Genomic DNA, 25,123 nt, shown 5'->3' with positions numbered 1-25,123 from the left:
AGCTTTTGAAGTAAAATGCGACTCGGTTGTTGACAAAGGTGTAAGATATCGGTTCGATCGACTATGCCAGAAAGTTTACACATTGTCGATCGCCCCATTGCCTGTGCTACCCTGTGACAACAACCTAGAGCCAAAGCTACTCCTAGCATATGGTTCACATTAAACGGATCGAACTGACTAACTTTAAATCTTTTGGCGGCACGACGGCCATTCCCGTGCTGCCCGGTTTTACTGTGGTTTCCGGGCCCAACGGTTCTGGGAAGTCCAACATCCTCGACGCTTTGCTGTTTTGTCTCGGACTTTCGAGTTCTAAGGGAATGCGGGCTGAACGTTTGCCGGATTTGGTGAACAGCGCCCAAAACAAACGCGGTACGATCGAAGCTAGCGTGACTGCGACTTTTGCGCTGGAAGATGTGGGGGAGGAATGGTTCGCCCAGGATGAAGATGAGGATGAAAATGCAGCAGATGAGTTATCTGTTGCAGCAGAGGAAGTTGAAGGGATAGAAATTGCCGAAACTCAAGACAACAACGGCCAATCACCTGCTGCTAATCCAGAATCGTCTCTATCTGTTGAAGAAGTCGAAGGGATAGAAATTGCCCAAACTCAAGACAACAACGAACAATCACCTACTGTCAATCGAAAATCCAAAATCCAAAATCCAAAATCGGATGAGTTATCTGTTGAAGACGTAGAAGAGATTGAAATCGCAGCAACTCAAGACAACAACGGCCAACTACTCGCTACCAATCGAAAATCCAAAATCCAAAATCCAAAATCGGATGAGTGGAGTGTGACGCGCAAACTTCGGGTAACTCGCCAAGGTACTTACACTTCAACTTATTACATTAACGGCCAACCTTGCACGCTGACTCAACTTCACGAACAACTCAACCGCTTGCGAATTTATCCCGAAGGCTATAACGTCGTCCTGCAAGGAGACGTTACGAGCATTATTTCGATGAATTCTAAGGAACGCAGAGAAATCATTGACGAATTGGCTGGGGTGGCTCAGTTCGATCGCAAAATCTCTTTAGCTAGGCAGAAGTTGGATGAAGTTAAAGAGGTGGAAGAACGCAGCAGGATTGTAGAAAAAGAGCTGATTTCTCAGCGCGATAGACTGGCTTCCGATCGCACAAAAGCGGAAAAATATCAAAAGCTGCGGGCGGAATTTCAAGAAAAGTCGCAGTGGGAAATAGTGCTGAAATTCCGTCAATTGCAGCAGCAAGAATGGAAGCTGCGAGAACAAATCGAAACGGGCGATCGCACTTCGGCATCTCTCACCGAACAACTGCAAGCAATTAGCACCCAAATTCAAGCAGCAACCGCCGAACTTGACGCACTGAATGCCCGCGTTAAAGCTTTGGGAGAGTCGGAATTGTTGGCTTTACAAGCGACGATTGCCACTCAGGAAGCGGAACGGCGGCAACTGCAAAACCGCAAACAGGATTTGGAAAAAACTGCTGGGCAAATGGCTGCTAATATAGCACAAACCGAGGAAGAAGTTCGCCAATTCCGGCAAAGTTTGGAGCAAATTGAGATTGAAATATCTTATGTTAAGTCTCAAATAGGAACTTTGCAGGAACAGCGGGATGCAGCCCAGCAAAGTTTAGATGAAAGTCGGGAAGTTGCAAATGCGATCGCCTCCACGGCCGAAGCTTGGGTACAGCAGCAAACGGAATTGCACCGCCAAATCGAAACAATTCAACAAACTTTGGAACCGCAGCGTACAGAACAAGCTACCATTGGCGAAAGAGCCGATCGCCTGCAAAGTCAAATTCAAGAACAAAACCAATCGCTGCAAGTATTGGAACAGGAAATTGCAGCGAAAAAAGAGCAGCAATCTCGCCTTGTGGAAACCAAAGGCGTGGCATCTTTGCAAGTAGAATCGCTGAATCAGATTTTAGTCGAAGCCGAACAAGAATTGCAACTGCAACAGGAAACTCAAACTCGTTTGTTGGAAGAACAGCGCGAAAGACAGCGCAAATTAGACAAACTAGAAGTGCAGTTTCAAGCACTGCAAGAAGCGACGGGAACGTTTACTGCAAAAATTGTCGCGCAAAGCGGAATTGGCGGAGTTTGCGGCTTGGTGGCTCAACTGGGCAGGGTGGAACCGCGCTATCAGTTGGCGCTGGAAATTGCGGCGGGCGGCCGCATGGGTAATATGGTGGTGGAAGATGACAGCGTGGCTGCTGCTGCGATCGAATTGTTGAAACAAAAACGGGCGGGAAGGATGACGTTTTTGCCTTTGAATAAGATTAGGGGCGGCAGGTATTCGGTGAATGAAAATTTGCGGCGCGCGGCTGGGTTTGTGGATGCTGCTGTTAATTTGATTGATTGCGATTCCCGGTATCAGGAAATTTTTGCTTACGTTTTTGGCAGTACGGTTGTGTTTAGCAACCTCAGCGACGCCCGCCGCTATTTGGGACAGTACCGAATTGTCACTTTGGACGGGGAAATTTTGGAAACTAGCGGGGCGATGACTGGGGGAAGTTCTACTAATAGATCTACTTTGCATTTTGGCACGGTTGAGGCTAGTGAGGCTGCTAGTGAAGCGCGGACGATCGCATCTCTGCAAGAAAGGTTGGAGGAAATTGAGCGGATTTTGGAACGGTGCAAAATTGCGATCGATCGCGCTGCTGTTGCAGTCAAAACTCGCAGCCAAGAATTGATGGAAGCGAAACAAAATTTGCGCGAACATCAGTTGCGCTTGGAACAGTTGGATTCAGAAATTAAGAATTTGCAAGCGCAACAGGAACAAGTGCGATCGCAAATTGCGAAAAATACACAGGAATTAACTAATTCGCGATCGAGATTGCAGTTGCTGGAGAGAGAATTGCCCGCACAGGAAACTCAATTGCAGCAATACCGGCAAACTTTGGCGCAGTTGGAAGAGTCCAACAGTCACAGCGAATGGCAGCAAATGCAATCGAGTTTGCGCGCTCGGGAAGCGCAGCTCCAAGAGCGAGAATTGGCTCTGAGAAACGTCCAGCAGCGCCTTGTAGACTTGGAAAATCAATTCGGGCGTTTGGAAGACAAAATTAAGGAAAGCAGCGAGAAATTGCAGGAATGGCAAGTGCAGCAAAACGCGGGGGCGGATGCACTCGATCGCATTGTTTCGCAGCAGTTAGAACTCGATCGGCAAATTGCGGAAGCTAAGGCGGCTTTGGGGGAAATTGAGGAAAAATTGGGCGTGCAGAAGGGAGAGCGCGATCGGGCGGAATCTCAACTGCGAGAACAGCATTTAGCCAAACAGCAGTTACAATGGCAGTTGCAAAAACTCCATGAAACCCAGCAAGAACGCCGGGAACAATTGAGCGCAATCCGCACTCTATTGGAAGCGCAGCGGGCAGAAATGCCCGATCCCGTGCCCTCGATTCCTGAAAATGTCGAGAAAGCCAATTTGACGGAATTGCAGCAGGAAGTAAAGGCGATCGCCAAACGCATTCAAGCTTTAGAACCAGTCAATATGCTAGCCTTGGAAGAGTACAACCGCACTCAAGAACGCCTTCAAGAATTGAGTCAAAAATTGACGACATTGGAAGGAGAACGCACTGAACTGCTGTTGAGAATCGAAAATTTTACCACACTCAGGCGGCGCGCTTTTAAAGAAGCTTTCGACGCGGTTAACGAGAACTTCCAGACTATCTTTGCGGAACTTTCCGAAGGCGATGGCTATCTCCAGCTAGATGACCAGGAAGACCCCTTCAGCAGCGGCTTGAATTTGGTGGCTCACCCGAAGGGCAAACCCGTACAGCGGCTGGCTTCCATGTCTGGAGGCGAAAAGTCCTTGACGGCGCTGAGTTTTATTTTTGCGCTGCAACGCTACCGCCCGTCTACGTTTTACGCTTTTGATGAAGTGGATATGTTTCTGGATGGGGCAAATGTGGAGCGATTGGCTAGAATGATAAAACGACAGTCGGAACAAGCCCAGTTTATTGTTGTGAGTTTGCGGCGACCTATGATTCAATCGGCTGAGCGTACAATTGGTGTTACTCAAGCACGGGGAGCTTATACTCAAGTCATAGGACTGAAGTTGTAGTCCCGGAGTTTATGTTAACGCTCGTGTTGAGTGATATATGTACTTAATAAATCAGGATTAAAGTTAGAATGACATCCGAACAAATCTGCCAACGCTCCGACATTCTAGGCACTCAGGTCATCACCCGCGACAGAGGTAAACGCTTGGGGGTGGTTAGTCAATTGTGGGTGGACATCGATCGGCGGGAAGTTGTGGCGATCGGTCTGCGTGATAATATATTTGCGGTCGCTGGAATGCCGAAGTTTATGTTCCTCAGCAATGTCAGCGAAATCGGCGACGTGCTGTTGGTGGAAGATGAGAGCGCGATCGAAGACGATGTTGATGTTGAAGTCTACAGCATTTTGATTAACAGCGAAGTTATTACCGAAACTGGCGAACTTTTAGGTAGGGTGCGAGGCTTTAGGTTCGACCCCGAAGACGGTAAGTTAGTTTCTATAATTATCGCTTCCTTGGGAATCCCCCAAATCCCCGACCAAGTTCTCAGCACTTACGAGTTGGGGATTGAAGAAATTGTCAGCAGCGGCCCGAATCGCTTGATTGTGTTTGAAGGTTCCGAGGAAAGGCTCAGGCAGCTTAGTGTGGGTTTGCTGGAGCGCGTTGGTTTGGGCCAAGCACCTTGGGAACGAGAAGAGGACGAGGCAGGTTATTATCCGAAACCCGTGGCTACGGGAAATCAATTGGGCCCGGGCGTGCGGATACCTGCACCGGAAATGCGGAGCCGCGTAGCTGCGCCTGCGGTGGAGGAAGTTCCTTGGGATGAGGATTTAGAGTGGAATCGGCCGCCGGTGCGCCAGCCGCCGATGCGCGCGGTGCAGGCACAGCCGCAGCCAATCGAGGAGGATTACGAGGATTACGAACAGGATAATTGGGGCGGCGAGGAGGACGATTACGAAGAGGAGTACGAGGAGAAGCCGCAATACACTCGCGCTGAGATTTCTCGGCCGAAGCAGCCGGTGGTGGAGTACGAGTACGAGGATGATGTGGAGGCTGATGCTTGGGCTGACGATGAAGCACCGAAGCCTTACCAGGCTCCTCGGGTGAATATCCCTGAGAAAACTAAGACTCCTGAGTATGAGGAGGAGCCTGGTTATTAGGAATTAATCAATTAGCTCAAACCAATATTTTGCACTCTTCTTAAGAACGGGCAAGATGCCCGTTCCACAATCAAGTTTATTTTTTGTGGAACGGGCTTCTTGCCCGTTGCTGATATTGGTGCAATATCTCAGTTTAAACCAATATTTTGTAGGCACGGGTTTTACGAATAATATTTAATTCGGGCAAACAATCCAGTGGGGTAGGTTGGGGGAGGCATTGAAGGCGCTCAATCTAATTAAATTAGATCTATGAAGTAGATAATACTGGCATGGCAGTTTACTATTCTTTTGCTGACGTTTCATATTATGTTAATGAGCAAAAAAAAATTTGCTAAAAATGTTGCTTTCAGATTAATAACATATCTAATTTTTCCAATTTTTTTATCCACAACCACGGCTGAAATTGTCTTGCGAGTTGCGGGATACAAACCCTGGCAAATAGAAAATGTTGATGTTGCGGTCGAACCAAAAGGTAACTTTTTTACCAAAGACTCGGAACTCGGATACAAGCATTTGCCGGGTAAATTCAAGGTAACACTTAACGGCAATTACTCATTTAATGCCACTCATCTCAATAATAGTTTAAGAATAACTCATCCCCTCAATACTTACAATTTATCGTCAAAAAAGCCAGAAATTTGGATATTTGGCTGTTCTTTTACCTACGGTTGGTCATTGAATGATAGCGAAACTTATGCTTGGTTGCTGCAAGAGAAATTACCCAAGTATGAAATAGTAAATTTGGGGGTTAACGGCTACGGCACGCTGCACTCGTTGATTCAATTCAAAGAAGCACTCAAACAAGGAAATAAACCAAAAATTGCGGTGATTGCTTATGCGGGATTTCACGACCGCCGCAATACTTTGTTAAGGGCGAGAAGAAAGCAAATGGCTGCTTGGAATAAACTGGGTATTCTGTTGCAGCCCGATGCTAGGCTGAACGGAGAAAATGATTTTACCTACAAGATGGCAAAACTTGAATATCACGAGTTCCCGCTGATGCGGGTTTCTGCATTAAGCCATTTTTTGGAGGTTAATTACAATCAATTTGAAGAGGGATTGTACAAAAGTCACGAGGTTTCTAAGGCAATTATTGAAGAGTTTAACCGTGTGGCTGAGGCTAATGGTGTTAAGTTAGTTGTGGCGGGAATTAATGCCGGTTCTGCTAAAATGCTGCAGGAGTTAAGTCAGGAGGGAATTGCTACGGCGGATATTTCGGTTGATTTGAAAATACCTGCCAATAATAATTTACCTCATGACCTTCATCCAAGTGCGATCGCCAATCGGCAATATGCAGAAAAGTTGGAAGGCTTTTTGCAACGTACTGTTTTAAAGTAAGTTAACGAACCGCGAAGGCGCAAAGGGCGCGAAGGAATAGAGAAAGAGGAAGTTTAGAAGTTATTTAGGGTTGCTAGAGTGATGGGAGTATTTGATTTTGTTTCTTTTAAATTGCCTCGAAAATTTCTAATTGATGGGTTTATCCTGTTTTTACTTGTTCTCGTAACAGTTGCAGTAACATCAATCTATGTATCCAGCGAACATACTTTTTATTGGTGGGATTACGCGGGCTACAACACTGCTACAGTCAATACGGCAAATTTATTTCGAGACTCGCCAGATAAAGCATGGCGCGGAGTTATAGAATCGCTATCTAAGGAAAAAAATCTATTAATCTCTCTGCCGTTAGTGCCGTTTATTCTCTTATTTGGCGAGTCTCGGCTGAGTTACATTCTCAGCGTATCCCTGATTTATGTGCTGCCGTTTCGCCTGTTGCTGGGGGCAATTTCTGCAACGCTAATTCCAGTTTATCCCCGCCGGGTGTTTTGGTCAACGGTGCTGCTGAGTTTATTAATTCCGATGAGTTGGATACCGACTCTGCGGGGATATCTGGATACTGGTGGCTGTGTGTTTCTAGCCTTGGCAATTTGGGTTTATTTGCAGGATGTTAAGCTGAAATCTTGGTGGAAAATCCCGTTGATTGGGTTTTTGCTGGCGGCGGCGATTCTGTTGAGACGCCATTTTGCTTATAGTGCGATCGCATTTTTGGGTGCAGCGACTTTACAGGTTCTCATCGAGTTTATTGTACTAATATACCGTAAAAAAACGTCGTTGTCGTCTCCAAAAGACAAGGACGCCACAGTGCCGTTTGCCTACAGAAGCTTGTTTGAATCCGCTGTCAAATTGGGATTGATAGCTGCAACTAGCTTGACTATTTTAATGTTGGTAGCGGGAGATTTTACTCGCAGTGCTCTGACGGTTGACTACCGCAATTTGTATGTCGCTTGGAGTTTGCCTGTAAATGATATTTTAACTCGTTATGCGGATTTTTACGGTTTGGGAACTTGCCTGCTGGTACTGATTGGTTTTTCGGCGGGAATTCTCACCCGAAAGCTGGTTCCAGCGGCGGCTATTTTTGTTTCGTTGTTTGGGGTTTTGTCGCTGATTGAATGGCTGTTAGTGTTGCGTTACGGCTACTTGCACTATACAATTCATATTACACCGATCGCACTTTTAGGAATATCGACATTTTTCTGGACAACTTGGCTGACACTCAAGGGAAAAGTCCGGTATTTGATGCTGGGCGTCGCGGGTTTGTACCTGGTTTTGAATGCCGCAGTCGGGTTAATTCCTCTCAAAATTGATTTGCCAAGACTGTTTGTGGGTAATTTTCCGCCGTTAGTGCGATCGGACTACGACGAAGTTGTAAAATTAGTAGAGTTTCTGCGAAAATTAGCACCGAATGAAGAACCGATTTATATTGCCGGTGCTTCTAACAGTTTTAATGCTAATATCCTCAGACAAGCCAACCGCAAATTAAACCCTCCGGAGGGTTGGTGGAAATTAAATACAATCGGTAGACCGCAAATTGACTCGCGCGATACTTACCCGCTACCGGAGTTGTTGCAGTCACAATATGCGGTGGTTGCAGTGCCTTTTCAGCAGGTGTTACCGACTGACGAGCAAGTTTTGCGATCGCACGAACAAGATGTTGTTAAAGTTGTGTACGATGCCTTTACTCAAAACTGGGAAATTGCCCGCGATTTCCAATTGCTACCGGAACAGTTTAAGCTAGAAAACGGCGTGACTGTCAGCGTTTACCGGAGGGTGCGGCCGACTGATACAGCAACGGCAGTTAGGACTCTGGAGGCGATGCAGCGGCAAATAGTCGATCGACCAGGCACGCAGTTAGATTGGATTAGTTTGCATCAATCAATCTACACAAGTGCAAATTATTCAGTCAGTCAAGAATCCGATAACCTATATAATATTGTAACTCATCCAATTAAAAACAGCAAGAAACTCGATACATCTTTCCTGTATTTAGGTTCCATTTCAGACAAAGTAAAAGTTACCGGCAAACTCAATTTACTTAACAAGCAATGTCCGGGAGTTGCCCTGCGCTTGACTTTGTGGGACAAGCAAGGTAAATTAATAGACTCAGCAGAGATGGCTTATAGTCAAAAAAGTGCGATCGGCTTAAATCTATTAGTTGAGGGCAAAAATCCCCTTTATCTGCTGCTTGAGGTATTAAGTAGCAGCAAACAGGATTTAACAAACCCATGCCAACTAGAGATTAACAATTGGGCTGTTAGTAGGTAAGTTGAACCGTCAATGCAAAAAACTCAAAAATCCCACTGGTATTTTAATGTATCTCTGTATACTTTTGTCATCATCGGCTCCCTGATTGCCATTGGCTATATTTTTCCCATTGGAGGCAACTTTCCCGAAGTGCCACCTATTCAATTTATGTTAAATCCTGAACTCTACAAAAATGATTATTACGTTCAGGAAATGGTTAAATTTAATCCGAGATATTACTATTATTATATCATCTATTTGCTCGCCAACTTAGGAACAAGCATTTCCTTAGCGCACTTTATTTATCAATTCCTAGCGTTCGGTTCATTTATCCTAGCTTGCTACGCAATTATCAATATCTATACTAATTCCAAACTGCCGGCCGCAGCGATGGCTTTTTTATGTATAGCCGCTTCATTTACAGATGTTGGTAACACCCTGATATTTTCTACCAAATCAGTACCCAGTACCTTCGCAATGGGTTTCGCAATCTGGGGAATTTACTTTAGTTTGCGCCAGAAATGGCTGACCGGATATTTCTGTTTTGGACTGGCTTGTCTGTTGCAATTTTTAGTTGGTTTATTGCCGGGATTGATGATGGTTCCCGTTTTAGTTATTGAATCTGTAAGACAGCGGAAGTTTAAAACATTGATTTTGGCGATCGCACTTTTAGCAGCAATGGCAAGTATTGTTTACATACCGATGTTATTAACAGGTACTACCAGCACTCACACTATCGACAACGCCGAGTTTGTCTACATTCACGCAAAAGTTCGCAACCCCCACCACATCCTCCCGTCAAATTGGGATGTCGGGAATTGGTTCAACTTTATATGTTTCATAATGGGTGGCTTGCTGTGCATCAAAAATTCCGATTTATTACCAAAAGAAGACAAGGAAAATTTTTATGTAATTGTTGGTACTTCAATTTTTGGACTGTTTCTAAATTACATATTTGTAGAAATTTACCCGGTGGCTCTTTTCGCCAAACTACAGTTAGCTAGAACCGTACCTTTTGCTCAATTAATTATATTTATTGCTGTTGCTTTGACGGTAGAGCGACTTTACAGAGACAAACAAATAGCTGTTAGCTTGTTGCTGTTAGCTATTCTAACTTTGCCTTTTCGGGGTATCATTTTCTTAGGATTATCAGTTTGGCAAACAAAAAATTACGTATTTCCCAAACGATATAATATATTGTTGTGGATTTTAGCAGCAGGAACGGTAATTTTCAGCTTCATATATCCGCTGGCTGATTCATGGGAAATAATAGGCGATCGAATAATTAGTATCCCCGTCCTCTTCTCAATCCTCGCCTTCCCATTCATTTTAGAAGAAACCTCCCTAGCTACATCTATCAAACAGGCTATAACTCACACATTAGCCTTAATAACTACCGCCACCTTAGTTTTTGGAGTAGCAGGAATTCTGCCCAAACCTATATTAAATATATTTCAAACAAGAGTTAATATCAATGCCGTTCCCAGGGACGACTTAAGCAGATTAGCTGTGCGTTTTTCGCAAATTAGCAGCCGCGATGTACTCGTATTAGTTCCACCCTCAGTTACCAGCTTCCAGTTTTTCTCCGACAGAGCGATTGTCGTCAACTTCAAGAACTTTCCCTTTACCGAAAAAGGCATTAAAGAATGGCAAAATCGCATGGAAGCTGTTTTAGGGGTTCCCTTAAACCCGCAAATGATTTGGGGAGGAAATGACTTTTTTATCCGCCGCAGCAGTGCGGATTTAGTCAAAGTAGCCATAAACTATCATGCCGATTATATCCTGACTCGCAGCGATTGGCACCCAAATATTGACGGAGAAATAGTAGAGCAAGAAGGCAAATGGATACTGTTTAAAATTAGATAATAGGTAATTGGTAAAACTTGTTAAATCCAAATCTAACTTTTATCTTAGTATGCTGAGGCAGACTTTGCTTGTCAACAAGCAATTTCAAGATACGATTTATCTGCGTTAATCTGCGTTAATCAGCCTTAATCTGCGGTCAAATATCAAAACCCGAATCATCAATAATTTCGCTAATTTGCTTGTCCACATAATCAGCATCCACATTCCGCGCCATCAACTCAGCTAAAATCCCCAAAGAAATCAATTGCACCGACAGAATTGTACACAAAATCCCAAAAAATAACAAAGGTCGATTGCCGATAGGCCCAAAATTCATCCCCGCCAAATTCAGAAACCAAATAACTATCAAATAACTCAGCGAAACAGTTCCCACCAAGCCAAAACACAAACCCAAACCCCCAAACAAATGACCCGGTTTGTGCAAATATTGCGTCGTGGCTAACACCGTCAACAAATCAATAAATCCCCGCGCATAACGTTCCCAGCCGTAATTTGATTTTCCGTGCTTTCGCGGATGATGTTCGACAACTACTTCCCCAATTCTAAACCCTAAATTGTTTGCTAAAGCCGGAATGTAGCGGTGTAATTCTCCGTACAATTTAATCGACTGCAAAACTTCCCTACGGTAAGCTTTAAAACCGCAATTCATATCGTGCATTTGCACCCCAGTCAGCAAACACGCAACAGCATTAAACAGTTTGGAAGGTAAAGTTTTAGAAAGCGGGTCGTTCCGTTGTTTTCGCCAACCGGAAACTAAATCAAATCCCGATTCTAAATGATGTAAGAACTTAGGAATTTCAGCGGGGTCATCCTGAAGGTCAGCATCGAGAGTAAAGATAATTATCCCTGCGGCATTGCGAAATCCTGCTGAAAGTGCGGCGGATTTGCCAAAGTTGCGGCGCATTTTAATCGCTTTAATTAGTTTGGGATGTTGGCTGGCTAAATCAGTGATTTCTTGCCAGGAATAATCGCGGCTACCGTCATCTATGAAAATGACTTCGTAACTGTCAATTTCTGTTTGAAACATGACAAGTTTTATTTTTTCAAACAGTAATTTGAGGGTGGCTTCTTCGTTGTGAACTGGGATTACGAAGCTGAGGTGTTTTGGCATAGGGATATTCTATTTCATTTGTGTTGTCAATGAGATTTTTTTATTAACCGTAGAGGGCGCAGAGGGCGCAGAGGAGGAGAAAGAAAAGAGAGGTTTTTTAGTTTTTATTGATAACTTGGGAGTTTCGCAAGGCTACCCAACCTTTGCGGTTTTTAAAGGATGCATAGGCTGTCAATAATTTATCGGTTGGTGATGTTTGAATGTATCCTCTCCAAGCGGCGAATTCGTAGGAAGGGCCAAACAATTTAACTAAATCTGGGCGTGGAAATCCTGACATGGCAAAACCTCGAACGACATTTTCTTGGTTGAGAATGGCAATACATTTTACATTGTTTTCGGGGTCTCCTACCCAGCCAATTACTCTCGCTGCTGTTGGTGCCAGTGTGGTGGCTGTATCAAAATATCCGGGTACTCCGTCTTTGGGCGCTGACAGTAAATTTGGGTCTATTTTTTTGTCTAATGCTGCACAGAAATTGTGTTTTTTGATGTCTCGGTTAAATGGCACTAAGTTGTTAGTTTTTAATGCGTCGATTAACCCGATAAAAGCGGCAGGTTTGTTGCCTACGCGGTCTTTAATTAACGTTACGTCGGTGATGCCTAATTGCAGTGATAATGCTACTAACGGTTGATAGGTTGCTCTGTGGGCGATCGCCATTGCAGTTTCGCCTCCCACCCCGTACATTAAAATAATCGCAACTGTGGCGACTGCAAACAGCGATGTCAGCCAACGCCCTTGAATTCTTGGTGTTGGCTGCAACTCGCGCACCCACAATACTGTCAGCACAATTGTGCTCATCCAAAACAAGGCTGGAAGTGTGGCGTAGCGGGAAGCGGTGGCCTGTTCGACGCCAAATCCCGATCGACTAACCGCAGCCATTAACGCCGTTTGCAGCGTGTAAAGTTGGATTGATAGCCAAGGCAGCCAATCCGGGCGATCGACCTTTTTTACAAATAGCCAATAACCCACAAAACCAGTCGCTGCCATCAAGCCAATTATACCAATAATTGAAGCAACAATAATATTTTCGCTAAAAATTCCGCCGAGATAAGTAGGAATATATTCGAGAGTTTTGAGCGGGTTAATTTTAGTTAAAGAAGGGTGATGAGAGGGAGTTTTATAAGTTAAAAAATAAATGCCAATCACTGCAATCGAAGCAATGAAATACAAATAAGTTATTCGCCGAGGAAACCGCAGCACAACAGCAGCAGCACACAATATCGGCCACAAAGCTAAAGGAGTGCTGTAACTAATACAGCCTAAAACGCCAAAAACAATGCTGCCAATTACCCACTTATTTTGTTTCCCTCCTTCGTTACCAGGCTCTGCCTGGGAATGAATATCCAGAGGCTCCGCCTCCCTCTTTCTTGACAAAAGCGTCACATAAGATTGCAAACAAAATAGCGAACAAATCACAAATAAATTAGCAATTATCCAGTGAACACCGCTGAATCCCCGCATCCAATTGTGAGCAGCCGTCGGAGTAAAATTAAAAATAGAAATACAAAGGAGTAGCGAGATAAATTGCAGCGGAAAACGCCTCAATTTTAACGGCAGCAGAGCAATTAATACGTGGCACTGAATCCAAGCCAAGAACCAGGCAACTAAACATAAACCAATATTTGAACCTTTGGTGACAGCTATATTCAAGCCATAAATAATTGCCGGAATCAAGACAAAATGCTCGTTCGCCCGAAATATCCAATTAAAAGGATTTGTAGAGAAACCGTCTACTGAATAAAAATTCCAGGTCATCCACCAATAATCAAAATTAGACAAGTCTCCCGCTTGCGATATCAAGTACAAAATATATGACGCTGGTATTAGAATGCCGAGAACGGATGCGGCAATTAAAATATATTGTTGCTTGACTTTCATGGATTCAGACAGGGGGATATTTTTATTAATTGGTAGGGGCGAGTTTAGGTGAGAAACTTTGCATAAGCCCAGGCACATCTAAATTTTACAGTCAAGTTTGATGAAATTCTTGTGGGGTGGGCGTCCCGCCCGCCCGAAAAATACAACTTAGATGCGGGACAGCTTATAACAGATGATTTCTGAACAAAACCCGCCCTCGCGTTTTGAGTTTTTCTCAATTTTTTATTTCACTTCTCTTGCCAGCATTTGTCTGAGTCCTTGCCGCCAGTGGGGAGGATACGTGCCTAGAAGTCCTGATATTTTTACTGTAGAGAGGACAGAAAAAGCGGGGCGTTTGGCGGGTGTTGGATATTCTGCGGTGGTGATGGGAATTACGCGCTGAACTTTTAGAGGTAAGCCGAGTTGTGCTGCTTCCTCAAAAATGGCTATCGCAAAATCGTACCAACTACAAACTCCGCTGTTAGTGTACTGGTAAGTCCCAAAACTTTCTTGCCCAAGCAGAGGAATAATTTGCGAAATTGCCTCCGCTAAATCCCCCGTCCAAGTAGGACTTCCGATCTGATCTGCTACTACTCGAATTTCTTCCCTTTCCTTCCCTAACCTCAACATGGTTTTCACAAAATTACCTTTGCCGCCGTTGCCGTAAACCCACGCGGTTCTAATAATAATATGTCGGTTTCCTGCTTTCCGAATTGCTTCCTCGCCTGCTAATTTAGATTGGCCGTAAGTTCCCAGCGGGTTCGTAGAATCTGTTTCCAGATAAGCAGAACCGTGGCTGCCGTCAAATACATAATCCGTAGAAAAGTGAATCAAACTTGCTCCCAGTTTTTCGCATTCTTCTGCGAGAATTCCGGGTGCAATGCCGTTGATGGCGTTTGCTAATTCCGGTTCGCTTTCCGCTTTGTCTACCGCAGTGTAAGCACCCGCATTGACGACTAAATCCGGTTGAATTTCAGCCATTGCTTGACGGATGCTTTCCGGTTGGGATAAGTCGAGGCGAGTGCGATCGACCGCAATTACCTCTCCCGAAGATAATAAAATCGGCTGCAATTCTTGAGCTAGCTGTCCGCTGCCACCTGCGAGTAAAATTTTCATAATCAAAAAACTTGAGCTGTTTTCAACGTTTGTCCAGCTTGGTCTTTAGCTGATAAGATTGGTTGGGCACCATCTAGCGGCCAGTCGATCGCCAAATCGGGGTCATTCCACAGGATACACCGCTCGTGTGCCGGTGCGTAATAATCTGTAGTTTTGTACAAAACTTCAGCCGTCTCCGAAACCACTAAAAAACCATGAGCAAATCCCGCCGGAACCCAAAATTGCCGTTTATTTTCTGCACTCACCACACAGCCAACCCACTGCCCAAAAGTCGGCGAACTTTTTCTAATATCCACCGCTACATCAAAGATTTCGCCAGCAACTACCCGCAGCAATTTGCCTTGAGGCTGCTGCAGTTGGTAGTGCAAACCGCGCAACACATTTTTAGAAGATTTGGAATGATTGTCTTGAACAAATTCGACCGTCACGCCTGTTTTATCGAGAAAAGCTTTGTGATTGAAACTCTCAAAAAAGAAACCGCGATCGTCTCCGAAAATTTTCGGCTCAATGATCAGAACTTCCGGTATTTCGGTAGATATAACATTCATAGTTAGCTGTGAAAGTGATAAACTCATACTCAGTCTCTGCTATTTTACTATGAAAGCCGACGCATATCTCAAAAAATTGTACGCCAATCGATTTGATTCCCGACAACTGCAAGCCAAGGTGGCACTATGGAAAGTTTTAATTGACGAGTTTTTACAAGAGTATGTTCCTCCCGAATCAACTGTTTTAGATATTGGTGGCGGTTACTGCGAGTTTATAAATCAAATTGTGGCTCAAAAAAAATATTTAATTGATCTCAATCCAGATTCCAAGTTATTGGCTCATCCTGATGTTAAAGTGTTGAACATAGATGTTTTAAGTTTTGACGAGAAATCAGCTCTTAGCGAACAATTTGACCGGATATTTATCTCTAATTTTTTTGAACATCTCCGCAATAAGGAAGAACTCATACAAATTATTTCATTTTGCTTTGAGGCGCTTAAGCCTGGGGGTTCTCTCTTGGTTGTCCAACCAAATTTTAAATATTCTTTTAAAGAATACTACGATTTTATCGATCATCAATTACCCATTACCCACTTATCGCTGCAAGAACTTTTACAAACCGTCGGCTTTGAAATAGACCTAATTATACCCAGATTTTTACCATTTTCGACAAAAGGCAGACCTGCCTCGCCCTGGCTTTTAAAAGTTTACTTAAAATTGCCTTTTTTGTGGCGACTTTTGGGAGGTCAAATGTTTGTTAAAGCATCGAAACAAAACCCGAGAGGTAGAGACTCATGACTCGCAGATGCAGTCAGCTCCACGCAGAGCGATACATCTGCGTTTATCCGCGTTGATCCGACTGCATCTGCGGTTAAAAAATCCCTACAAAATCGAACTTAAAACCGCCTCATTAGCAGCAATCCAATCATAAATATCCTGCAAAGCCGCTTCCGACCCAATCACAGGCTGCCATCCAGTTTTCTCCATCACCCTCGAAGAATCAGTAATAAAAATCGGAATATCCCCCGCGCGTTCCTCCAAAACAGGAGGAATCGGAATCGATTTACCCGTAATCTTTTGGCACAAATCAGTTGTCTCAACCAAAGAAAGACTGTTGCTCAAACCGCCGCCAACATTAAAAACTTCACCATCTAATTTGGAAAAGTTTTCTAACTGATAATTAACTAACCTCAACAAATCTTCAACGTGCAGTAAATCCCTAACCTGCTTGCCGCTGCCACCAAAACCGATATAACTCAGCGACTTTTGAAAATAGTGAGCCGCCACCCACAAACCGCAAACTCCCTGATCGACTTTACCCATTTGCCAAGCCCCGGTAATCAACCCGCAGCGGTTAATAATTGCCGGCACATTGTATGCTTCCCTGTACTCCTCAATCAGCAATTCTGAAGCTAATTTAGTTGCTCCATAAAGCGAACGGTGTCCTTTTAAAGGGAAGTCTTCTGATATGCCCAACTCGGATATACCGGGTAAAGTTTGCTCGGGGGCGATCGCAAACCTATTCGGCAACTCTAACAGCTTAACAGATTTGACACTGGCGATCGGATACACCCGACTCGTAGACAAAAACAGCAAACTCGCACCCGTTTGTCTCGCCAACTCCAAAACATTCACAGTGCCGAGTAAATTCGTCTGCAAAACGTACTGAGGCGAACTAAAACCAGCCAGCACAGAAGGCTCCGCAGCACAATCTATAATGCAGTCAGCATTGAGTGCAACTGGATCTAAATCTGCCGCGGTGCGAATATCCCCGTAAACAAACTGAATTCCGCAACTTTTAAGCCGAGGCAGATTCAATTCCGAGCCCCGGCGACGCAGGTTATCTAAACAAATTATTTGCCATTCTGGGTGCAGTTTCTTCAGGCCAATTGCCAAACAACTGCCGATGAAACCGGCACCACCAACAATTAAAATTCTTTCAGGCATTCACTTTTAACTTTGCTATCTTTCTAGTCCGGTGGTAGTCGCCGCGAGACAGATGTTTTTCCAGCCAGACATATAAGACAATAAACAAATATCGACTGCCCATCTCTTTGATTTTCAGCTTAGAAATACCAGCCGTCCTATTGTACCACCTCAGAGGAATTACCGTATAGGAAAAACCCCTAACGATTGCTTTTAAAGGCAGTTCGACTGTCAAATTAAAATGATGACTCAAAATCGGTTGTACGCCTTCAATTACTTCTCTGCGGTAAATTTTAAAAGCATTGGTGACATCGCTGTACCGCAAGCCGAAAATACTTTTGACAAACCAGTTTGCTAAGCGGTTAATTGCTAACTTGTGAATTGGATAATCAACTATAAAGCCGCCTTTGATAAAGCGGGAACCGAAAACGCAATCATATCCTTCTTGCAACTTGCGGTATCCTGCTACCAAATCTATGGGATCGTCGGAAGCATCCGCCATCACAATTGCCGCAGCATCTCCGTCAAATTCGGCCAAACCACGGCGCACGGCAAATCCGAAACCGTTGGGAGGTTGATTGTTGATGTATCTAACTGTGAGAAAAGTCTCTGACAACTCCTGGCAAATATCAAGAGTTCGATCGACACTGTTGTCATTCACAATCAAAATTTCGTGCGGAATGCCTTCTAAATCGAGCGTCTGGGCGATCGCCCGCACAGTACCGTACAAACAGCCCTCCTCATTGTGAGCTGGTATTATCACAGAAATTTTCACTCCTCATCCTCCGCGCAACTGGACAAACTGGTTGTCAACAGGATTATACACCCAAGCTTTAATTTCAGTTTGGGCGATCGACAAATTCTTGTCCGACACATCAACAGCCCACCTTGCATTGTTGTATAATTCAGATTTTAAACTCTTAGCTATATCAGGACTGTCCAAATTTACATAAGCGTTAGCAAAAAAAGATTGTTTATCTCCGACAGATAGCAGTACAATGTTCGGCTGTTTCAAATTTTCTGGCAAAACCGCCCAACCCGCAGCCTTGACACCATCATTTTGCTTCACAGTCAAGGATTTATCGCTGGTTTGAGGTTTGTCTAAATAGCCGTAAACTTTCTCGGTATTAGAAATAAACTCTATATTTTTCGCGAACTTAATCCAACCTATTTGGTCGATTATTGCAGCGCCTTCTCTCACCAGCCAAGTTTTTTTGCTCAGCACCCTCAAACAGCTTTCCGGCGAATTATTGAAAAACTCCGAGGGTTCCAAATAGTTAATTAACTGCAAACAATCTTGAGCGCCTTGTTTGTAAAGAAGTGCTGATCTAGATTGGGCGATCGCCTGCTGTGAGCTAACAATAATTGTAGCAATTAACAGCCCTCCAATTCCCCGATAAATAAATTTATAATTACGCTTTAAGCTTGTTTTTGTTTCTGGATAATTACCTCGAACAAACAATTGCCCTAGATGAACCAAAGCAATTAAGAGCAAAATCGAATTAGTCGTATATCTCGACGATTCAATCGCGTGAATGGCTCCAAATTCAGCCCTCCCAGCCGTAATAAACAAAGAAGATAAAACCGAAAAAAAACCTATTAACAGCCAAGGTAAAGCCTGATATTTCTCAGCAATATCCTTCCTCTCTGTGATTGCGATGGACGAAGGAATCGCCTGGATTTGAGGTTGATTTTCTGACTTAGCACTCACAGATGAAGCTACCGAAATTGATACAATTTTTTTGCCAAAATAAACTACAAAAAATACAAATATCGCAAATATTACCAATCCAACAAATGCCGAAATTCCAGGCGAGCGCACAATTGGTGAACCCAGCAAACTTAAAAAGTAATCAATCACCACAAACGGCTTATTCAACAATGAAATAATACTTGCTTTCCGACTAGGATGATAATCAATTGAGTAAACAGCACAACTTGTCGCAAACAGCAGCATCCATGCGATCGCTCTTTTTCGTTTCTGCGCTGCATTTCCCTCCAAAGCCACCACAGCCGGAATCGCCACCAACCAAGACAGCAGGCCTTGAGCGAGCGAAAAACTAGCAATAAAGCAGAATACAGCAGCAATAGAGATTCTAATATTAGGCAATAATTTGTGATTTGAAACCAGCGCATAAACCGCAGCGACAAAACACAAATTCACGAAAAACCACGCTAATTGAAATCCCCAAAGCCAGTTTTCGTGCTGAACTAGAGAGAAAAGCAAAATACAAGTTAAAATATTAGCTAAATGCCACAAATCATCCGCGACCTTCTTAACTGGCATCGAGGATAACTTGTACATAGCAATAAAAGTTATCGCAGCCAAACCTATGCTGAGACACAACTGATAATTAATATTCCATCGGGAAGCAAAAGCCAGCACCGCAATAATTATTTTAGGGAAAAGTATGCGGTGGTTGCTGTGCAAAGCCCAAAAATCGTTAAAAGTTACATTTCTCGCAGCTATTTTTTCAAAAAGGCTAGCTAACCTCCACTCGTCATCAACGGGAACGTTAACGCTAAAATTCGCTACAAATCCGATTAATAAGAGGACAGGAATTAGATATAAAGTAAATAAGATTAATTTTTTCATCAATGTGCGATCGATTGCAGCCACCATTTTATACCAAGCTGCGCTCAACTTTTCTTTTAAGTAGGTCGCTCTAATTCTACTTGTTACCAGGCTCTGCCTGGTAACGCCGGGAGGCTCTGGCTCCAATTTTCATCAAAGCTTGCGAGGCACAGCCTCTGAACATCGGTTCCCTGGCAGAGAGAGCCAGAGAACCAGTTACAATGAGTCATCCTCTGCAGGGAGGAAAGGTTGTGTAGTAGGGAATTGTCTTAGCCTCAAATCAACCTACTTAATAGTCTTGAAGGTATCCATTTTCCCAGTAAATCGGTTGATAAACATCTGCAAAACAGTCCGCTTGCCAATATTGATATTAGAACTCACGGACATTCCCGACTGCAAGTTAACCTCCACTTCATTTGCCTTGTCCTTGTTCAAAACAAACTTCTGATTTTTGAGCTTAATTTTGGTTTTGAAAGCGTAGTATTTCCGCAGTTCAGTAGGAGGCTCAGCATCGCTGCTAATCTCTATCACTTCACCCTCAGCAGTACCAAACTCCATCGCCGGGAAAGCTTCTACATTCACTTCCACAGGCACGCATTGGTATTTCGTCAAACCCAGTTTCTCTCTGTTAACTTCCTTCTCTGGACAAACGCAACTTTTACCTGTTTCGCAGTCAATCTTTTCTCCGTCTAATTGCTTGCCGTGATACGCCTCCAATTTTGCCCGCTTCTGTCTCAAAGCATCCAATACCAGAGCCACATTGCTGTTTTCCAGATAGACAACTGCTTCCAGACCGTTTTCGTCATCCAAAACTTTGAGCAGCTTTTCAGTTTGCTGCGCTTCGTAATAAGCTTCTTCGCAGCGTGCTGGGCGCGGTTCGCCCGGTTTCACCACCGAATTAATAATGGATTGGCATATCGGATCTTTCGCTATATCCAGCTTAGCTTTCTCCTTCTTAGAAGGTTTCAAATCGAAGATAACACCGGATACCGGAGCTTTCAGAACTTGAGTGTCGCGGTTTTGTTGAGCCTTTTCTAGCTGAGCGTTCACCTCGGACAGCTTTTTCAGGTTTTCCACTTTGAAGCGGCTTAGCTGAGAATCGCTGCTGGCAATTTGTTTCTCGTTTTCAGCAATTTTGCTGTAAAGTTCTTTGGCCCAGGAATCCTTGGTGTTTTTTAACTGTTCTTGGGCGCGGGCGATGGACTCCTGAATGCGTGCTTGCTCTCCTTGCTGGCGCTGTATGTCAGCACTAATTTTTTGGATGTCACCTTGACGCGCGTTAATTTCGCCTCGGCGCGTATTGATTTCACCGAGGCGTGTGTTAATTTCGCCTTTGCGAGAGTTGATTTCACCTTCGCGCTGCTTGATTTGATCTTGCTGTTTGAGAACCTCGCTTTGGCCTCTGAAAACATCTTGTTCTTGACGTTCTTTTTGCAGTTCAGCGATGGCTCCTTCCTCTACCAGGGGAGCGAGTCTGCCTAGAATGTTTTGATTCGACTTCAATACTTGTTGGGATTTTGCTAACTGTTCTTGGGCCAAATCTCTCTGAGCCAGGGCTGATTTTACTTGCTCTTGCGAAGAACTTAACTGCTGCTGAGCATAATTTAATTGGTTCTGGGCAAAACCCAATTGTTGCTGTGCCACTGTCATTTGATCGCCGGCGGCTTTCTCAGCATCCTGAGCTTGCTTCAGTTGTTTTTCCAACTCCTGAACTTGGCCTTGAGCAGCAGCAACGCGAGACAGAAATTCCGATCGATAATTAACATAAAGTCCTTGCTGGGCTGCATCAAAATTTCCGCTAGCTCCCCGATTGAGGTACAGTTCGTCAATCAAAGCTTGCAGCACTTGATTTTGTGCCGTGAGGCTCTGTCTGTCCTTGATTGTTGATTCTAGGTTAGAAGGAACAGCGCCTTGAATTTTGCCGTTGACAACTTCTTCGTAAAATTTATTTTCCTTTTCCAGAGCTTCTTTAGTTTTCTGTATCGATGTTAAATCAGCACTGGGTGCAAGGGGGTTGAAAGTGAGCAGAGGCTGGTTCTTTTCCACACGATCGCCATTTTCAACGTGAAGTCTCACCACAGCTCCCGTAGCAGGTGCTTGGATGTCTCTAGCACCATCTTTGAGCTCCAATTGGCCGACAGCGGGGACAGCTTGCTCTACGCTAGCAAAATAAGCCCAAACTAAAGCAGAAGTGGTCATCAGCATGATCATCCACAAAAACAAGTGCGACCAAATCGCTGGTTTTTCGAGAATGACTGGTTGCTCAGAAAGTATTAACGATTTCATTGCCATTTGTTAGTTCTCAGTTGTTAAGCGTTAGTGATCAGTTGTGAGTTGTTAGATATCAGGTATTCGATGACTCTTGTTGTTGGAAGAGGCAGTAGTAACGCCCTTTAAGAGCCATTAATTCTTTATGAGTTCCCCGCTCGACTACAGAACCTTGATCCATCATAATAATTACATCAGCGTTTTGGATTGTAGTCAGGCGGTGAGTAATGAAAAACACCGTGCGGCCGGCGAAAGCTTCTGCTAAGTTATTGCAAACTTGGCGTTCGGAATGGTAGTCGAGGGCGCTTGTAGCTTCGTCCAAAATCAGCAGTTTTGGGTTTTGCAAAATCGTGCGGGCGATCGCCAAACGCTGCCTTTGACCCCCAGAAAGCGACGCACCCCGCTCTCCCACCACCGTATTGTACCCAGCAGGCAAGCCCATAATAAAATCGTGAGCTACCGCTAATTTTGCAGCTCGCACAATCTCATCCGTACTCGCATCGGGATTACTCAGAGCAATATTTTCCTGAACAGTACAGTTAAACAGCAAAGTATCTTGCAATACCACCCCAAGTTGGCTGCGAAGCGAGTACAGTTCCACCTTAGAAATGTCATAGCCGTCAACAAAAATCCGGCCCGACAGCGGCGGATAAAGACGCTGCAACAGCTTCATCGCCGTACTTTTACCGGAACCGCTTCCCCCGACAATTCCCACAAAACTGCCAGCGGGAAATTCCAAATTCACATTAGCCAGTTGCAGAGGGCCACTTTCGAGAAATCGGAAGGAAACCTCCTCATAGGTAACCTGCCCTTGAATTGCCGGCAGCGGGATATTGCTCCGGTCTTCATCGCTGGTTTCCGTCGGCGTATCGACCACATCCTTGAGCATATCGATCGACATTGAGACTTCTTGGAAACTCTGCCACACGCTCACAAAACGCAGCAGCGAACCAGTCACGTTCCCCGAAATAATTCGGAAAGCAATCAACTGACCCAAAGTAATCTCATTTCCCAGTACCAAATAAGCTCCCACCCACAACTGAGCTAAGTTACCTACCTGGTTTAAAAAGCCGCTAATCGTACCTGCGGTAGTTCCCGTGATAATTGTTTTAAAACTGGCTGTAATGTATTTTGCGTAGCGGCTCGACCACTCCCATCGGGATTTCAATTCAATATTTTGAGCCTTAACAGTTTGAATCCCGCTGACTACTTCCACTAGATAAGATTGAGAGTCAGCAAAACGCATATTTCTTTGTTTTATCAGGCGCAGCACCAGCGGATTGATTAGAACAATCATCAGCCCCAGTATCGGTACCACTGCCAAAGATACAAACGTTAGCTGCACGCTGTAGGAGAGCATCACGGCGACGTAAACCACCGAAAATACCGCATCAAGAACCACTGTCAGAGCTGTACTCGTCATGAATTCCCGAATCTGGCCCATCATGCTGAATTTGTAGACCAAATCTCCCACACGCCGATTGTCAAAGTAATTTTGGGGTAGCCGGAGTAAGTGGTCGATTACCTCCGCACTCAATTTGACATCAATGCGGTTTGAGGTATCTATAAACAAAAAGGTACGCAAACCGTTGAGCAGTCCTTCAAACAGAGCAACTCCTAACAGAAATGCCCCCAAAATATCTAAGGTGTCAATGCTGCGCTGACCTAAGACTTTATCAATAATTACTTGGCTGATTAATGGGTTGGCAAGACCAAATAACTGTACAAAAAACGAGGCGAGCAACACCTCAAAAAACACTGTCTTGTGTTCCATCAGGGCCGGCACAAACCACCAGAAGCTGAACTGCTCTTTTTGTTCGACTTGCGGAGCTTGCAGCAGCAGGACTTCTCCTGATTCTCCCCAGATTTCTTTAAACTGAGGTATCCGCTTCCGCATCAGCCCCTGTTCGGGCGTGGCGAGCACCAATTCTTGCTCGGTGATGCTGTAAATAATGGCAAAGCTATCTTGCCATTTAATCATTACGGGGGCTTTGATGCGGTTGATGGCTTCTGCGGGCACTTGCGCCAATTGGGGCGTGAGGCCGATGCTTTGGGCGATCGCCCCGCAAGCTTGCATACTGATAGAACCGGCGGTTTTTAACTGATTTTCTAGAACTTTGCGGATGATATCTCGACGAAATTTGAGGCCGAAATACTTGCTCAACATTTGGAAGCAAGCAAGCGGGCCCTCAATCTGCCCTTTGGCGCGGAAAACTGGGTATCTCGCCGAATCCTTTGTTTGGGGGTCGGTTTTGGGTTCTGGGGGACGGTCTGGGCCCGGTAGAACCTCGATCAGTTTTCCACCGATCGGCGTGGGCCCTGGGCCTACTATATCTGGCGTGCCATTTAATGGGTCTGTTTCTTGAGGTTCTGGGGGTTCCCGGAAGCCGACCAAGCGAGCGCCGAGGCGGCCTTCTACTTTTAAGGATTTGGCTGCGTTTTCCACAGAGAAGCGGCTGCCGGTGGGAAAGTCGCCCAAGACGCCGCTGCTGACGAGCCAAACTCGATCGGCATCTAGCTCTTTGGCGATGTCTTGAGTTTTTTTGTTGCCGTTTGGTACGTTGACAACTGTCGCATCTTGCCAAGCTTGCAGAGTGAGTTCCTTGAGATTGGAAGTGCCGTCGGCTTGGCGCTGCAATTCCAGGCTCAACAGTTCAAATACTTCGCTCAAGGAACAGTGTTCGCGAAAGGCTTCTCCAAATGTCGGCTGTTTTTCCAGTACGCTCAGGAAATCTTCGGCAGGTAGGACGATGGCGATCACATCTGTAGAGGCAATCGCCGTTTCGCAGGGAACTCCCCTGAGCAAGCCAGCCCAGCCCAGGATTTCCTTCGACTGCACCAAGCGTAAACTTACGTGGCGCTGCGAGCGCTGGTCAAAGCCCAGCAGCCGGGCCTGGCCTTGATAGATAATTGCCACCTGAGTCGGCATTTTTTCCCGTTCAAACAGGGGTTGCCCCGTCCGGTAGCCAAGGAGTTGGCATTTAGCCACCAAGGCTGTCAGAGCCGTCTCTGACAGTCGGTCAAAGGGAGGTGTTTGAGCTAGGAAATCCTGAATTTGGGAGAGGGAAACAGCGGAAGAAGTCATCCAATTTTAGATTTTAGATTTTAGATTTTAGATTGAATCCACAGATGAATCCAGGGGGTTTTTGTCAGGATGCTACGCTTTTTCAAGTCTCCACGGATAAATCCGGGGGCCCCTGACCA

General features: G+C 44.7%; 15 protein-coding genes. 6 read left to right on the top strand and 9 right to left on the bottom strand.

All coding sequences use genetic code 11. The annotated features are described in order from the left end of the window. Positions 1–149: 149 nt before the first annotated feature. From smc to QUA25_RS00940, 5 genes are all read left to right on the top strand, one after another. On the top strand, positions 150–4,040 hold the full coding sequence (gene smc / locus QUA25_RS00960; protein WP_333034862.1) for a chromosome segregation protein SMC: 3,891 nt from the start codon (positions 150–152) through the stop codon (positions 4,038–4,040). Between the two features lie 68 nt (positions 4,041–4,108). Then, positions 4,109–5,134 (top strand): PRC-barrel domain-containing protein, encoded by a 1,026-nt coding sequence (locus QUA25_RS00955; protein WP_333034861.1) that lies wholly within the window; start codon positions 4,109–4,111, stop codon positions 5,132–5,134. 312 nt (positions 5,135–5,446) lie between these two features. Further along, positions 5,447–6,472: an SGNH/GDSL hydrolase family protein gene (locus tag QUA25_RS00950; RefSeq protein WP_333034860.1), complete on the top strand. Its 1,026-nt coding sequence runs from the start codon at positions 5,447–5,449 to the stop codon at positions 6,470–6,472. 111 nt (positions 6,473–6,583) lie between these two features. Next, complete coding sequence (locus QUA25_RS00945) at positions 6,584–8,734, top strand: hypothetical protein (protein ID WP_333034858.1); 2,151 nt, start codon at positions 6,584–6,586, stop codon at positions 8,732–8,734. A 12-nt stretch (positions 8,735–8,746) separates the two neighbouring features. After that, positions 8,747–10,579, top strand: a complete 1,833-nt coding sequence (locus tag QUA25_RS00940; RefSeq protein WP_333034856.1) for a DUF6798 domain-containing protein — start codon at positions 8,747–8,749, stop codon at positions 10,577–10,579. 136 nt (positions 10,580–10,715) lie between these two features. On the opposite strand, the gene QUA25_RS00935 is transcribed toward QUA25_RS00940, so the two are convergent. The 4 genes from QUA25_RS00935 to rfbC all read right to left on the bottom strand — a co-directional run bounded on the left by QUA25_RS00935 (position 10,716) and on the right by rfbC (position 15,209). Next, positions 10,716–11,690: a glycosyltransferase family 2 protein gene (locus tag QUA25_RS00935; RefSeq protein ID WP_333034854.1), complete on the bottom strand. Its 975-nt coding sequence runs from the start codon at positions 11,688–11,690 to the stop codon at positions 10,716–10,718. Between the two features lie 97 nt (positions 11,691–11,787). Further along, the gene (locus QUA25_RS00930) at positions 11,788–13,566 is read right to left on the bottom strand and encodes a hypothetical protein (RefSeq protein ID WP_333034853.1); all 1,779 of its coding nucleotides are present in this window, start codon (positions 13,564–13,566) and stop codon (positions 11,788–11,790) included. A 222-nt stretch (positions 13,567–13,788) separates the two neighbouring features. Beyond that, entirely contained in the window at positions 13,789–14,661 is an 873-nt protein-coding gene (rfbD, locus tag QUA25_RS00925; RefSeq protein ID WP_333034852.1) for a dTDP-4-dehydrorhamnose reductase, read from the bottom strand. A 2-nt stretch (positions 14,662–14,663) separates the two neighbouring features. Beyond that, positions 14,664–15,209 carry a dTDP-4-dehydrorhamnose 3,5-epimerase gene (rfbC, locus tag QUA25_RS00920; protein WP_333034851.1) on the bottom strand — a complete coding sequence of 182 codons (546 nt, stop codon included), beginning with the start codon at positions 15,207–15,209 and terminating at the stop codon, positions 14,664–14,666. A gap of 49 nt (positions 15,210–15,258) precedes the next feature. Between rfbC and QUA25_RS00915 the strand changes: the two genes are divergently transcribed. Then, positions 15,259–15,948 (top strand): methyltransferase domain-containing protein, encoded by a 690-nt coding sequence (locus QUA25_RS00915; RefSeq protein WP_333034850.1) that lies wholly within the window; start codon positions 15,259–15,261, stop codon positions 15,946–15,948. 84 nt (positions 15,949–16,032) lie between these two features. On the opposite strand, the gene QUA25_RS00910 is transcribed toward QUA25_RS00915, so the two are convergent. From QUA25_RS00910 to QUA25_RS00890, 5 genes are all read right to left on the bottom strand, one after another. Continuing rightward, positions 16,033–17,097, bottom strand: a complete 1,065-nt coding sequence (locus tag QUA25_RS00910) for an NAD-dependent epimerase/dehydratase family protein (RefSeq protein ID WP_333034848.1) — start codon at positions 17,095–17,097, stop codon at positions 16,033–16,035. After that, positions 17,090–17,839, bottom strand: coding sequence for a glycosyltransferase family 2 protein (locus QUA25_RS00905; RefSeq protein ID WP_333034846.1), 750 nt, complete (start codon positions 17,837–17,839; stop codon positions 17,090–17,092). The genes QUA25_RS00910 and QUA25_RS00905 overlap by 8 nt, the downstream gene beginning before the upstream one ends. A 15-nt stretch (positions 17,840–17,854) precedes the next feature. Then, the gene (locus QUA25_RS00900) at positions 17,855–19,720 is read right to left on the bottom strand and encodes a hypothetical protein (RefSeq protein WP_333034844.1); all 1,866 of its coding nucleotides are present in this window, start codon (positions 19,718–19,720) and stop codon (positions 17,855–17,857) included. 216 nt (positions 19,721–19,936) lie between these two features. Beyond that, positions 19,937–21,937, bottom strand: a complete 2,001-nt coding sequence (locus QUA25_RS00895) for a chromosome partitioning protein ParA (RefSeq protein ID WP_333034843.1) — start codon at positions 21,935–21,937, stop codon at positions 19,937–19,939. A 58-nt stretch (positions 21,938–21,995) separates the two neighbouring features. Next, positions 21,996–25,004, bottom strand: coding sequence for a peptidase domain-containing ABC transporter (locus QUA25_RS00890; protein ID WP_333034842.1), 3,009 nt, complete (start codon positions 25,002–25,004; stop codon positions 21,996–21,998). Between the last annotated feature and the right edge of the window lie 119 nt (positions 25,005–25,123).

The organism is Microcoleus sp. Pol17C6 (assembly GCF_036701145.1).
Classification (GTDB): Bacteria; Cyanobacteriota; Cyanobacteriia; order Cyanobacteriales; family Microcoleaceae; genus Microcoleus.
This window is presented reverse-complemented; position numbering and strand designations above follow the sequence as displayed.